At 72.8% G+C, this 12,551-nt stretch carries 10 protein-coding genes; 4 read left to right on the top strand and 6 right to left on the bottom strand.

What is annotated here, in order from left to right:
• The first annotated feature begins 19 nt into the window (after positions 1–19).
• Complete coding sequence (locus IAI59_RS04610) at positions 20–1,708, top strand: ArnT family glycosyltransferase (protein WP_207419161.1); 1,689 nt, start codon at positions 20–22, stop codon at positions 1,706–1,708.
• Complete coding sequence (locus tag IAI59_RS04605) at positions 1,705–2,169, top strand: DedA family protein (RefSeq protein ID WP_237181195.1); 465 nt, start codon at positions 1,705–1,707, stop codon at positions 2,167–2,169. Before IAI59_RS04610 ends, IAI59_RS04605 begins: the two co-directional genes overlap by 4 nt.
• A 183-nt stretch (positions 2,170–2,352) precedes the next feature.
• On the opposite strand, the gene holA is transcribed toward IAI59_RS04605, so the two are convergent.
• The 5 genes from holA to IAI59_RS04580 form a co-directional block, all read right to left on the bottom strand.
• On the bottom strand, positions 2,353–3,393 hold the full coding sequence (gene holA / locus IAI59_RS04600) for a DNA polymerase III subunit delta (RefSeq protein WP_207419163.1): 1,041 nt from the start codon (positions 3,391–3,393) through the stop codon (positions 2,353–2,355).
• Positions 3,394–3,397: 4 nt separating this feature from the next.
• A complete protein-coding gene (gene lptE / locus IAI59_RS04595) occupies positions 3,398–3,925 on the bottom strand; it encodes an LPS assembly lipoprotein LptE (protein ID WP_207419164.1) in 528 nt (175 codons plus the stop codon).
• Positions 3,918–6,527, bottom strand: coding sequence for a leucine--tRNA ligase (gene leuS, locus IAI59_RS04590; protein ID WP_207419165.1), 2,610 nt, complete (start codon positions 6,525–6,527; stop codon positions 3,918–3,920). Before leuS ends, lptE begins: the two co-directional genes overlap by 8 nt.
• 221 nt (positions 6,528–6,748) lie before the next feature.
• Entirely contained in the window at positions 6,749–7,273 is a 525-nt protein-coding gene (locus IAI59_RS04585) for a DUF3576 domain-containing protein (protein ID WP_207419166.1), read from the bottom strand.
• Between the two features lie 122 nt (positions 7,274–7,395).
• Complete coding sequence (locus IAI59_RS04580) at positions 7,396–8,676, bottom strand: porin (RefSeq protein ID WP_207419167.1); 1,281 nt, start codon at positions 8,674–8,676, stop codon at positions 7,396–7,398.
• A 254-nt stretch (positions 8,677–8,930) separates the two neighbouring features.
• Between IAI59_RS04580 and IAI59_RS04575 the strand changes: the two genes are divergently transcribed.
• Together IAI59_RS04575 and IAI59_RS04570 are read left to right on the top strand one after the other, a co-directional pair.
• Positions 8,931–9,605 carry a YggS family pyridoxal phosphate-dependent enzyme gene (locus tag IAI59_RS04575; protein WP_207419168.1) on the top strand — a complete coding sequence of 225 codons (675 nt, stop codon included), beginning with the start codon at positions 8,931–8,933 and terminating at the stop codon, positions 9,603–9,605.
• A 69-nt stretch (positions 9,606–9,674) separates the two neighbouring features.
• Positions 9,675–11,753: a protein-disulfide reductase DsbD family protein gene (locus tag IAI59_RS04570; RefSeq protein ID WP_237180929.1), complete on the top strand. Its 2,079-nt coding sequence runs from the start codon at positions 9,675–9,677 to the stop codon at positions 11,751–11,753.
• On the opposite strand, the gene map is transcribed toward IAI59_RS04570, so the two are convergent.
• Positions 11,750–12,550 carry a type I methionyl aminopeptidase gene (map, locus tag IAI59_RS04565; RefSeq protein WP_207419169.1) on the bottom strand — a complete coding sequence of 267 codons (801 nt, stop codon included), beginning with the start codon at positions 12,548–12,550 and terminating at the stop codon, positions 11,750–11,752. The genes IAI59_RS04570 and map overlap by 4 nt on opposite strands.
• Between the last annotated feature and the right edge of the window lies 1 nt (position 12,551).

Genomic DNA, 12,551 nt, shown 5'->3' with positions numbered 1-12,551 from the left:
TGCCCCGGATTGCCCGCTGATGCCGCCCCTGACGCCACTAGGCAACGCCCTTGACCGGCTGCCGGACACCCGTTGGCCGCGCCTGATGCTGCTGTTGCTGTGCCTGCTGCTGTGGCTGCCCGGCTTCTTCACCCTGCCGCCCGGCGACCGCGACGAAAGCCGCTTCGCCCAGGCCAGCCGGCAGATGGTCGACAGCGGCGACTACGTGCGCATCCGCTTTGGCGAGGAAGCGCGCAACAAGAAGCCGGTGGGCATCCACTGGGCGCAGGCGGCTTCCGTGCATGTGGCGGAAGCGCTGCGCATCGGCGACCGCACGCAGATCTGGCCTTACCGCGTGCCCTCCCTGCTCGGCGCTCTGCTTGGCGTGCTGGCCACTTTCCACTGGGGCCGCGCGCTGGTCGGGCGGCGGGCGGCTTTTCTCGCCGCCGCCATGCTGGCGTCCTGCCTGGTGCTGGTGGTGGAGACGCATATCGCCAAGACCGATGCCGCGATGTTCGCCACCGTCGCCGCCGCCATGGGGCTGCTGGGGCGGGCCTATCTGGCGCCCGGCACCTTCACCGCGCGGCAGGCCGCCGGGTTCTGGCTGGTGCTGGGCGTGTCCATCCTGCTGAAAGGGCCGATCGGGCCGATGGTGGTGGCGCTGGCGGTGCTGACGCTGGCCATCGCCGACCGGGGCGGCCGCTGGCTCAAGGTGCTGCGCCCGGCCTGGGGCGTGCCGCTGACGCTGCTGGTCGTCGCCCCCTGGTTCATCGCCATCGGGCTGGCCACCGAAGGCCGCTTCTTCGCGGAAGCGGTGGGCGGGGACATGCTGGCCAAGGTCAATTCCGGCGAGGAAGCCCATTGGGGCCCGCCCGGCTACTACCTGCTGACCTTTCTGATCGCTGCCTTTCCCGCCGCCTTTCTGGTGCTCCGCGGCCTGCCGGCGGCGTGGCGCGACCGGCTGAACCCCGCCACGCGCTTTCTGCTGGCCTGGATCATCCCCTCCTGGCTGGTGTTCGAGGCGGTGGCGACCAAGCTGCCGCATTACAGCCTGCCGATGTTCCCGCCGCTGATGCTGCTGGGCGCCGCCTGGGCCATGGACCCGCTGCGCCGCCCGGCGCCGCGCTGGCTGCGCTGGGTGGGGGTGGGGGCGCTGGTGCTGGGGGCCGCCGGCCTCGGCCTCGCCAGCGCCGTGCTGCCCTGGCTGGCCGACCGGCGCATCGACCCCGTCGCGCTGCTGGGCATCCCCGCCGCCGCGCTGTTCCTGTGGGGCGTGCTGGGCGAGATCCGCCGCGGCGCCATGGCCCGCGCGGGGCTCGCCGCCGCCATCCTGGTCATCCCGCTCTACGCCGTCGCCATGGGGGGCGTGCTGCCGCGCCTTTCCGCGCCCTGGATCGCGCCGCGCGTCGCCGCCCTGCTGGCCGAGCGCGCGCCCGAGCTGCAGCCGGCCGAGCGCCTGCCACCCGGGCGCTTCGGCGTGTCCGGCTTCCATGAACCCTCGCAGCTTTTCGCCACCGGCACCAACACCGTGCTGCTGCGCAACGGCGCGGCGGCGGCGGCGTTCCTGGCCGAGGCTCCCGGCCGCTTCGCCGCGGTGGGCGACCGCGACATCGCCGCCTTCCGGGCGGAAGCGCAGCGCCTGGGCCTGGCGCCACGGGAGGAAGGCATGGTGGAAGGCTATTTCTACACGCGTGGCCGGCACCTGGTGCTGCGGCTGTTCGGGTCATGATCGAATGGATCACCGGCATGGTGGACAGCGGCGGGTTGCCCGGTGTCTTCGCCCTGATGTTCCTGGAGAACCTGTTCCCGCCGATCCCCTCGGAGCTCATCATGCCATTGGCCGGCTTTGTCGCCGCCGAGGGCCGCATGTCCCTGCCGCTGGCCATCCTGGCCGGCACCGCCGGCAGCGTGATCGGCAACGGGCTGTGGTTCGAGGTGGCGCGCCGAATCGGCTCCACCCGCATCCGCCGCCTGGTGGGCCGGCACGGCCGCTGGTTCGCCGTCTCGACCGGGGATCTCGACAAGGCGGAGGGCCGGCTGCGCCGGCACGGGCCCGTCGCGTTGTTCTTTGGCCGCCTGCTGCCCGCCATCCGCACGCTGATCTCCATCCCCGCCGGGCTGGCCGGCATCCCGCGCGGCGTGTTCTACGGCTGGACGCTGGTGGGTCGGGCCTTTGGGTCAGCGCGCTGACGGTCGCGGGGTATCTGCTGCGCGACCAGTACAAGAAGATCGAATCCGCCATCGAGCCGCTGGGCTACGTTGTCGTGGTGGCGATCGTGCTGGCCTATCTGTGGCACGTCTTCAAGGCGCGCCGCCGCCGGGCCTGAGGCGGCGAAGCGAAACGGCTCCGCCCCTGGCCGCGCCCTCAGTCCCTCACGCCCGCCGCCGCGACGCCGCGAAGGCCTGCCGCGCGATGGTCAGGACCGCTTCCCGCACGATGCTCTGGTCCGGGATCGGCCGCGCGGCCGAGCTGGACTTGGTGCGCCGCTCCGCCACCAGCAGCGCGTCGCCCGCCGCCTGCAGCGCTTCCGGCGACCAGCAGCGCAGCGCGCGCTCGAAGCCCGGCTTGGCGCGAAAGAATACTGGCGGCCGCAGCCCTTCCAGCGCCGCGGACGCGGAAGCCCCGGCGGCCATGGCGAGCGAGGCCAGGTGCAGGCGCTGCACGTGGCGCAGCGCGCTGCGCACCACCATGACCGGGTGGGCACCTTCGGCCAGGGCCGCGTCCAGCGCGCGATCGGCCAGCGGGATGTCGCCGCAGGTGGCGGCGATCAGCGCCTCGTCCAGGTCCAGCGCCGAGCCGTCGCCGATGCAGGCCAGCACGTCCTCTTCCGACAGGCGGCCGCCCTCGCCGGCATAGAGCGCCAGCTTCTCCACCTCGCGGCGCAGCATCATGCGGTCCTCGCCCAGCCGCTGCGCCAGCCAGTCCAGCGCGGCGGGGGCGGCTTCCACCTTCTGCTCGCGCAGCATGGTGGCGATGGTGGCGGCCAGCTCCGCGCCGCGCTCGCGGTAGCAGGCGACCACGGCCGCCGCCGCGTGCGGTTCCAGCAGGGCGCGCAGCTTGCCCCGCGCCGTCAGCTCGCCGGCTTCCAGAACCAGCAGGGCATCGCCGGGGGCGGCCAGCGCTTCCTTGACGCCGGGGGCGATGCTGTCGTTGGCATCCCGCACGCGGATCAGCCGGCGGCCGCCGGTCATGGACAGGGCGGAAACCTCGCCGGCCAGGGCGCCGGGCCGCGCCGCCGCCTCGCGCGGCAGTTCGGCCAGGCGGAAGGGGTCGTCGCCGCCGAGCACCGCCTGTTGCAGGGCATCGGCGCGCTCGCGCGCCATGCCGGCATCCTCGCCGAACAGCAGCACCACGCGGGTGCCGCCCTGATCCTTCAGAAAGGCGCCGAAGCGGCGGCCGTCGAGCTTGGCCAAGGGTTCAGCCGGCCGCGGCCTGCCGCTGGAAGAAGGCGGCCAGGCGGGTGACGACATCCTCGGACGACTGCTCGACCAGCCGGGCGTAGAGCGCATCGCGCGAGGCGTCGGCCGCGAAGAACTGGTTGTCCGGCAGGTTGTAGGCGTCCAGCGTCCGCTCCGTGCCATTGGTCACCGGGCGGGGCGGCACCTCGTTGGTGGTGAGCTGCCAGTTGGTGGTGGCGTTGTAGCGGATGCGGGTGGGCAGGCCGTCGTTGCGGAAGCCTTCCGGCTCCACCCCGAAGGTGGTCAGCACCGTCAGCGTGTAGCGCGGCGAGGACTGGCCGCCGGACCACAGCCGCTCCTGCAGCGCGCGGCGCTGCAACTGGCCGAAGCGGTCGGGGATGCGGGCCACTTGGATGGCCCCCATCTCGGCCGAGATGGCGGTGCCACCCTCGGGGCGGGCATACATCGGCTGGAAGCCGCAGCCGCCCAGCGCCATGGCGCCGCCAAGCCCGAGCAGGCCGCGGCGGCGAAGCAGGGTTCTAGACAACGAAGTTGACGATGCGTCCCGGGACATGGATGCGCTTCCTGATCGGGCGCCCGGCGATGGCGCGCTGCACGTTCTCTTCCGCCTCGGCCAGGGCGAAGATCTCGGCCTCGCCGGTGCCGAGCGGCACGGCGAGGGTGGCCCGCAGCTTGCCCAGCACCTGGACCGCCAGGGTGACACTGTCGGCCGCTGCCAGGGAAGCATCCGATTCCGGCCAGGCGAGCTGGGCCACCAGGGTCTTCTGGTCGGCCCGCAGCAGCGACCACAGCTCCTCGGCCAGATGCGGCATCATCGGGCTGATCAGCCGCGCCATGGCTTCCAGCGCCTCGCGCCGCGCGGCGCCGTCCTGGGTGCCCGCGGCCTCCAGGGCGTTGGCGAACTCATGGATGCGGGCGACCGCGACGTTGAAGGCAAAGGTTTCCAGCGCCTCGGTCACGGCGGCGATGGTGCGGTGGGTGACGCGGCGGAGGTCGCGCGACACGCCGGCCTCGGGCGCCGTGCCCGGCGCCGGCAGGGTGGCCAGGCTGCCATGCACAAGGCGGAACAGCCGCTGGCTGAAGCGGGCGGCGCCGGACACGCCGGATTCCGTCCATTCCATGTCGCGGTCGGGCGGGTTGTCGGCCAGGATGAACCAGCGCGCGGTGTCGGCGCCGTAGCGGTCGATGATGGCGCCCGGGTCGATGGTGTTGCGCTTGGACTTCGACATCTTGTCGTTGCGCGACACGGTGACGGCGGTGCCGGTGGCCTTCTCCACGGCGCCGCCCTCGGGCGTCGCCTCCACCTCGTCCGGCGCCAGCCAGCGGCCGTCGGGGGCGCGGAAGGAGGCGTGCTGCACCATGCCCTGGGTGAACAGCCCGGCGAAGGGCTCGGGCGTCGCGATCTCGCCCATGCTGCTCAGCGCGCGGGTGAAGAAGCGCGAGTAGAGCAGGTGCAGGATCGCGTGCTCGATGCCGCCGATATACTGGTCCACCGGCAGCCAGCCATTGGCGGCCGCCGGCACCAGCGGCGTCTCGGCCTTCGGCGCCGTGAAGCGGGCGAAGTACCAGGAGCTGTCGACGAAGGTGTCGAAGGTGTCGGTCTCGCGCCGGGCTTGCGCGCCGCATTGCGGGCAGGCGGTATGCTTCCAGGTGGGGTGGTGGTCCAGCGGGTTGCCGGGGCGGGAAAAGTCCACGTCCTCGGGCAGCACCAGCGGCAGCTGGTCCTCGGGCACCGGCACGGGGCCGCAGCTCTCGCAATGGATCACCGGGATCGGGCAGCCCCAGTAGCGCTGGCGGGACACGCCCCAGTCGCGCAGGCGCCAGTTCACCACGCCGTTGCCGGCGCCCTTGGCTTCCAGCGCGTCGATCGCGGCGCGCTTGCCCTCGGCGGTGGTCTTGCCGTCCAGGAAGCCCGAGTTGAACAGCGTGCCGTCATCGGTATAGGCGGTCTTGCCGATGGCGAAGGACGCCGGGTCCTCGCCCGGCGGCAGCACCACCGGCGGCACCGGCAGGTCGTATTTGCGCGCGAAGTCGAGGTCGCGCTGGTCGCCGGACGGGCAGCCGAAGATCGCGCCCGTGCCGTATTCCATCAACACGAAGTTGGCGATCCAGACCGGAAAGGTCGCTCCCTCGATGAAGGGGTGCGCGACGCGCAGCCCGGTGTCGATGCCGCGCTTCTCCGCCTGCTCGATGGCGGCTTCCGAGGTGCCGAGGGAGCGGACCTCGGTGACGAACTTCGCGACCTCGGGGTTCGCCGCGGCGGCCGCGGCGGCCAGCGGGTGCTCGGCGGCCACCGCGATAAAGGACATGCCGAACAGCGTGTCGGGCCGGGTGGTGAAGACCTCCACCTCGTCCAGCCCCGCCGCCGGAGTGACCAGCGGGAAGCGCACGCGCGCGCCCTCGCTGCGTCCGATCCAGTTGGCCTGCATCAGCCGCACCCGCTCGGGCCAGCGGTCGAGGCCGCTGAGTGCCTCCAGCAGCTGCGGCGCGAACTTGGTGATGGACAGGAACCACTGCGACAGCTGCTTCTTCTCGACCAGCGCGCCGGAGCGCCAGCCACGGCCGTCGATCACCTGCTCGTTGGCCAGCACGGTGTTGTCCACCGGGTCCCAGTTGACCCAGCTCACCTTCCGCTCGGCGAGGCCGGCCTTCATGAACTGCAGGAACAGCTTCTGCTGCTGGCCGTAATAGGAGGGGTCGCAGGTGGCGAACTCGCGCTCCCACTCGATGGACAGGCCCATGCGCTGCAGCTCGCCGCGCATCGCCTCGATGTTGGCGTAGGTCCAGGCCGCCGGGTGCACGCCGCGCTCGCGCGCCGCGTTCTCGGCCGGCAGGCCGAAGGCGTCCCAACCCATCGGGTGCATCACCTGGTGGCCGCGGGCGCGCTTGTAGCGGGCCACCACGTCGCCCAGCGTGTAGTTCCGCACGTGCCCCATGTGGATCTTGCCCGAGGGGTAGGGGAACATCTCCAGCACGTAGTACTTGGGCTTGCTGCCATCCGGCACGTCCGGCGCGCGGAAGCAGGCGCCCGCGTTCCAGGCCGCCTGCCAGCGCGGCTCGGCCTGCCCGAAATCGTAGCGCGCGGGCTCGGCGCGGGAGGCCTGGTCTTGGAGGACGGTGTCGGTCATGGCGGCGGGCGGTCGATCCGGCTGCAAAGGGCGGGCAATGGCGAAGAGCCATAGGCGCCCGGGGGCGGCAAGGGAAGTGGCGACGGCCGGTGCCGGGTGGAGCGGGACACGCGGCCAACAGCGTCAGCGCCCCGCGACCAAGGCCGATCCCCGCAAACAAAGCCGAAAAAAGCAGGGGGGCCGGGGGAGTTCACCCCCCGGCCTTGCCCCCCGCCGCTTGTTCAGCGCGCCGCCGACTGGCTGCGCAGCTCGCGGGCGCGGGACAGCACCTGGTTTTCCAGGTCGGTGGCGGTGCTGGCGGCGGCCGGCGCATCAACCCAGCCGGCGCCCTGACGCACCTGACGGAACACGGTCACGCGCACGCCGTCCGAGCGCAGCTGGCGGCTGAGGATATAGGCGGTGGCGCGGAACCGCTCGTCCGGCGTGGCGGGGGGAGCGTACCAGTCGGTGATGATCACGCCGCCAAAGGGATCGGCGGAGGAGAGCGGCAGAAAGGACAGGGTGTCCAGCGTGGCGCGCCACAGATAGGCGTTGACGCCGATGCCGGTGCCGTCCTGGGCGCCGCCGCCGCCCTGCGGCTGCGAGCGGTCGGTTCCCACGATGAGGATGCCGTCGCCGCCACCCAGCCGGCCCTGCACGCGGGCGCGGCGGCTGTCATCGTAATATTCGTCGTTGCCGACAGGACGGCCCTGGCCGCAAGCGGCGAGGACAGGGAGGAGCAGCCCGAAGGCGAGGAGCTTGCGCATGGCCGCCGCACGATACGGAGGTGGGGGTTTCAGGCAAGGGGAAAAACGGCCGCCGGCCGCCGGGCACGAAAAAGGCGGCGGGTTGCCCCGCCGCCTTTCCGTAGCCCGATGATCCCGGAGGATCAGAAGGCGATGCGGCTGCCGAGCAGGAAGACGTCGGTCCGCAGGGTGTTGTTGCTGTTGCCCAGCGCGCTGTTCAGCAGGTCGAAGCCACCTTCCGAACGCTTCAGGTTGTTGTACTCGGCCACCAGCTGCAGGCCCGGGGCCAGCGTGTAGGCGGCGCCGACCGACCAGGCGCGATCGGTGCGCTCGCCGGTCTCGATGCGCTGGTTGCCCGCGCTCTTGCCGTTGTAGTAGTTCGCGCCGATCGTCAGGCCCGAGAAGGTGTAGGACCCGCCCAGGAACAGCTGGCTCATGTTGCGCGTGTCGAGGCGCGTGGCGTTGCCGGCGACGTTGGGCGAGGGGCGGGCCAGCAGGCCCAGACCGGCCTGGCCGTCACCCCACATGTAGTTGGCGCCGACCAGGAAGCCGTAGGCGGTCGCCTGCACACCGGCGGAGTAGACTTCCAGGCCGTGGCCGGAAGCGCCGTTGGTGTTGGAGGTCACGTCGGAGCCGATGTAGCCGACGTTCGCCTGCAGGCCGACGCCCGCGAAGGTGCCGCGGTAGCGGATGGCGGCCTGGCGCTCGTTGCGCAGGCGGAAGCCGCCCGGCACGCCGAGGCTGTTGCTGTAGCCGAAGGACGTCGCGCGGTCGCAGACCGAGGCCACCACGTCGTTGGTGCAGCCGGTGTCCTCGCCCTCGCCGTTGTTGAAGGCGAAGGAGGCGCCGAAGTCGAAGCCGAAGAACTGCGGGGAGGTGTAGATGACCTTGGAGCTGTCGCTCAGCGCGCCACCGGCGATGTAGGCCGGGCGGCTCGGGCCGGTCACGTAGTCGTACACGTCGCCGTCGACGCCGCCCGTGCCGAAGTTGGTCACGAAGCCGGTCAGCAGGGCGCCGAGCACCACGCCGTCCTCGTCACCCACGCGGAGCTGGCCGAGGGTCGGCGAGGCGACCCACATGTACATCTCGTCGGTGTCGAACTGGGTCTTGCTGGAGGTGTTGGCGGTGGCGCCGCGGTTGAAGTCCACCTGCATCTCGACGGTGGCACCGTAGGTCAGGCCGTTGGCGGCCTTGCCCTCGACGATCACGTGGATCTCGGTGTCGGACGCGAAGTCGGACTTGCCGTTGCGGACCGTGGTGGCCGGGGTGGTGCCAACCGAGGAGCCGTCCTGGTTGGTGAACGCGTAGTTGAAGCGGAAGTAACCACCGACGCGAACCGTCGGCGCCTGCTGGGCGACAGCCTCACCCGGGCCAAACAAAGCGGCGGCGGCCACAGCGGTGGTCGCCAGCAAAATCTTGCGCATCCCAAAACCTCCTCACGCGCCGGACTTGCCGGCTGTTCCCGCGGCCCACCTGTCCCCCTCGACAAGCTACCCAGCACTGCACGCAGCGCAGGGTCAGGCCCGGGCGGACTATGGTTCACCGCAAAGAATGGGGGCAATGCCCTGCGACGGTCGGGCGCGACATCAACGAGACACTGTGGCGCCAGGGCCACAGCCCCGGGGCCCGCAGGCCCGGCTTGAGCCGCGGGCGCGCCGCTTCTACCGTCCGGTGCATCATGAATGTCATCGCCCCCGCGCTGCAGCGGATCCAGGACCGCATCGCCACCGCCTGCGCCAATGCCGGCCGCAGCCCCGGCGGCGTCACGCTGGTCGCCGTGTCGAAGACCCATCCGGCCGATTCGGTGGCCGAGGCCCTGGCCGCCGGGCAGCTCTGCTTCGGCGAGAACCGGGTGCAGGAGGCGGCCGGCAAGTTCCCGCCCCTGCGCCCCGCCCACCCGGCGCTGCGGCTGCACCTGATCGGCGCGCTGCAAACCAACAAGGCGCGCGACGCCGTGCGGGTGGCCGACGTGATCGAAAGCCTGGACCGCCCCCGGCTGGCCGCCGCCCTGGCCGAGGCGATGGCGCGCGAAGCCCGCCGCCCCGCCCTGCTGATCCAGGTCAACATCGGCCGCGAGCCGCAGAAGGCGGGCATCGACCCCGACGCGACAGAGGACTTTCTGGCCGAATGCCGCGAGGCGCATCGGCTGCGCATCGACGGCCTGATGTGCATCCCGCCCGCCGGGGAGCCGCCGCGGCCGCATTTCGCGGCCCTGGCCAGCCTGGCCGGCAGGTTGCGACTCGAAACCCTGTCCATGGGCATGAGCGGCGACTTCGAGGACGCGATCGCCGAGGGCGCCACCCATGTGCGGGTGGGCAGCGCCATCTTCGGCAGCAGGCCCTACCCGGCGTAGGCGGGGCGAAAGCCGCCGCCGCCGCTCTGGCGCTGGACCTGCCGCCCCCACCCGGCCTACCCCTGCCGCATGCCGCGCTTCCTCGCCCTCGCCCTCGCCCTGCTGCTGTCCGCCCTGCCCGCCCTGGCGCAGGCGGGCGAAAGCGCGCCGGTGCGGTCGGAGCGCGCCACCATGACCCTGGCGGCCGAGGTTGCCAGCGTGGCGCCGGGGCAACCCTTCCGCATCGGGCTGCGCCAGCGGCTGGCGCCCGGCTGGCACACCTACTGGAAGAACCCGGGCGACGCCGGGCTGCCGCCCGAGCTGGCGCTGTCCCTGCCGGACGGGGCCTCGGCGGGGGCCTTCTCCTGGCCGGCGCCGCAACGCATCCCGTTCGGGCCGCTGGTCAATTATGGCTACGAGGGCGCGGTGCTCCTGCCGCTGGTGGTGACGCCGCCGCCCGGACTGCGCCCCGGGCAATCCTTCACGGTCGAGGCCAGCGGGCAGTGGCTGGTTTGCGCCCAGGTCTGCATCCCCGAGGAAGGCAGCTTCAGCCTGACCCTGCCGGTGGAAGCCTCCGCCCGCCCCGACCCGGCCATGGCACCGCTGTTCCTGCAAGCCGAGTCGGAACTGCCCCGCCCCGCCCCCTGGCCGGCGCGAATCGGCTTCGACGGCCAGCAGGGCGCGTTGCTGCTGCAAGGCGCCGACCTGTCGCCGGCGGCGGTGAAGGAGGCATATTTCTTTGCGGCCGAGGGCGGCGTGCTGGACCACGCGGCCGCGCAGCCGCTGCAGGTGGCCGCGGGCGGCCTGCGGCTCGGCCTGCCGCGCGGCGAACAACCGCTGCCCGCCACGGTGGAAGGCGTCGTGGCGATCACCGATGCCGCCGGCAGCCGCAGCGCCTATGCCGTGTCCGCCATTCCCGGCCCGGTGCCGCCGGTGCTGGCGGCGCCGCCCGGCCTGCCGCTGGGGCGGGCGCTGCTGTGGGCGGCCCTGGGCGGGCTGATCCTCAACCTGATGCCCTGCGTGTTTCCCATCCTGGCCATGAAGGCGCTGGGCCTGGCGCGGTTGTCCGGCGCCGCCAGGGCCGAGGTGCGTGCGCATGCCGCCAGCTACAGCGCCGGGGTGGTGCTGTCGTTTCTGGCGCTGGCCGGGCTGTTGCTGGCCCTGCGGCTGGCGGGGCAAAGCGCCGGCTGGGGCTTTCAGTTCACCTCGCCCCTATTCGTGACACTGGCGGGCTGGCTGATGCTGGCGGTGGGGCTGAACCTGTCCGGCGTGTTCCAGATGGGCAGGCCGGTCGCGGCCGGCGGCGCCCTGGCGGGGCGGGGCGGGCACCTGGGCAGCTTCAGCACCGGCGCGCTGGCGGTGCTGGTGGCCACGCCCTGCACCGCGCCCTTCATGGCCGCCGCCATCGGTGCCGCGCTGGCCATGCCGCCGGCCGCCACCCTGGCGGTGTTCGGCGCCATGGGGCTGGGCATGGCGGCGCCCTATGGCGTGCTGGCGCTGCTGCCCGGGCTGGCGCGCCGCCTGCCCCGCCCCGGCGCCTGGATGGAGCGGCTGAAGCAGGCGCTGGCCTTTCCCATGTACGGCGCCGCGCTGTGGCTGCTGTGGGTCTTGGCGCAGCTGGCCGGGCCGGGCGCGCTGGCGGCGGCGCTGGCCGGCGGGCTGGCGGTGGGCTTCGCGGCCTGGGCCCTGGGCCTCGCGCAGCTGTCGCGCGGCCGGGGCCGCTGGCTGGGGCGCCTTGCCGGCGGCCTGGCGCTGCTGGGCGCCGCCGCGCTGCTGCCCGCCCTGCTGCGCGACACCCCGCCCGCCGGCAGCGCCGCCGCCGCCGCCCGCACCGGGGAAGAGGCCTGGTCGGCCGAGCGGGTCGCCGCCGGCCGGGCGGAGAACCGCCCGGTCTTCGTCAACCTCACCGCCGCCTGGTGCATCACCTGCAAGGTCAACGAGCGGGTGGCGCTGGATACCGAGGTCGTGCGGGCGGCCTTTGCCCGCCGCAACGTGCTGGCCCTGACCGGCGACTGGACGCGCGGCGGCGCGGCCATCGGCAACCTGCTGCGCGAGCACGGGCGGGAAGGCGTTCCGCTGTACCTGCTCTACCCCGCGGGGGGCGGCGCGCCCGTGGTGCTGCCGCAGGTGCTGACCGAATCGATCCTGCTGCGGGCGCTCGACGGCTAGCCGCCAGGCAGGCCGGACAGCCCGGCGGGGGACAGGGTGAAGATCTCGCAGCCTTCCGCCGTCACGCCGATGCTGTGCTCGAACTGCGCGGACAGGCTGCGGTCGCGGCTGACGGCGGTCCAGCCGTCGGCCAGCACCTTCACCTCCGCGCGGCCCGCGTTCACCATGGGCTCGATGGTCAGGAACATCCCGGCGCTCAGCCGGCGGCCCTGGCCCGGCTGGCCATGGTTCAGCACGTCCGGCGCATCGTGATAGCGGCGTCCGAGGCCGTGGCCGCAGAAGTCCCGCACCATGGCGAAGCGCGCGGCCTCCACATGGCTCTGCATGGCGAAGCCGATGTCGCCCAGCGTCGCGCCCGGGCGCACCGCCGCGATGCCGCGCATCATCGCCTCATGCGCCACCGCGATCAGCCGCGCCGCGCGGGTGCCGATGCGGCCGACCGCATACATGCGGCTGCTGTCGCCGTGCCAGCCGTCCAGGATCACCGCGAGGTCGATGTTCAGGATGTCGCCTTCCGCCAGCACCCGCCCCCCGGGGATGCCGTGGCAAACCACGTGGTTGAGCGAGATGCAGGTGGCATGCGCGTAGCCGCGGTAGCCCAGCGAGGCCGGCACGCCGCCCTGCCGCAGGATAAAGGCGTGGCACAGGCGGTCGAGCTCCGCCGTGGTGGTGCCCGCCCGCACCTGCGCCGTGATCATGTCGAGCGTGGCGGCGGCCAGCCGCCCGGCCGCCCGCATGCCGGCGAAATCCTCCGGCGCGTGCAGGGTGATGCGGCGTTCGGCCCTGGTGTCGTTCATG

It is taken from the genome of Roseomonas haemaphysalidis, from assembly GCF_017355405.1.
GTDB classification, from domain to species: domain Bacteria; phylum Pseudomonadota; class Alphaproteobacteria; order Acetobacterales; family Acetobacteraceae; genus Pseudoroseomonas; species Pseudoroseomonas haemaphysalidis.
The sequence above is the reverse complement of the archived record's forward strand: the minus strand, read 5'-3'. Positions and strand labels throughout refer to the sequence as shown.

Coding starts and splice junctions, on each gene's coding strand:
- IAI59_RS04610 (WP_207419161.1), top strand. CDS start 20: ATGCCGCCCCTGACGCCACTAGGCAACGCCCTTGACCGGCTGCCGGAC.
- IAI59_RS04605 (WP_237181195.1), top strand. CDS start 1,705: ATGATCGAATGGATCACCGGCATGGTGGACAGCGGCGGGTTGCCCGGT.
- leuS (WP_207419165.1), bottom strand. CDS start 6,527: ATGACCGACACCGTCCTCCAAGACCAGGCCTCCCGCGCCGAGCCCGCG.
- IAI59_RS04585 (WP_207419166.1), bottom strand. CDS start 7,273: ATGCGCAAGCTCCTCGCCTTCGGGCTGCTCCTCCCTGTCCTCGCCGCT.
- IAI59_RS04580 (WP_207419167.1), bottom strand. CDS start 8,676: ATGCGCAAGATTTTGCTGGCGACCACCGCTGTGGCCGCCGCCGCTTTG.
- IAI59_RS04575 (WP_207419168.1), top strand. CDS start 8,931: ATGAATGTCATCGCCCCCGCGCTGCAGCGGATCCAGGACCGCATCGCC.
- IAI59_RS04570 (WP_237180929.1), top strand. CDS start 9,675: ATGCCGCGCTTCCTCGCCCTCGCCCTCGCCCTGCTGCTGTCCGCCCTG.
- map (WP_207419169.1), bottom strand. CDS start 12,550: ATGAACGACACCAGGGCCGAACGCCGCATCACCCTGCACGCGCCGGAG.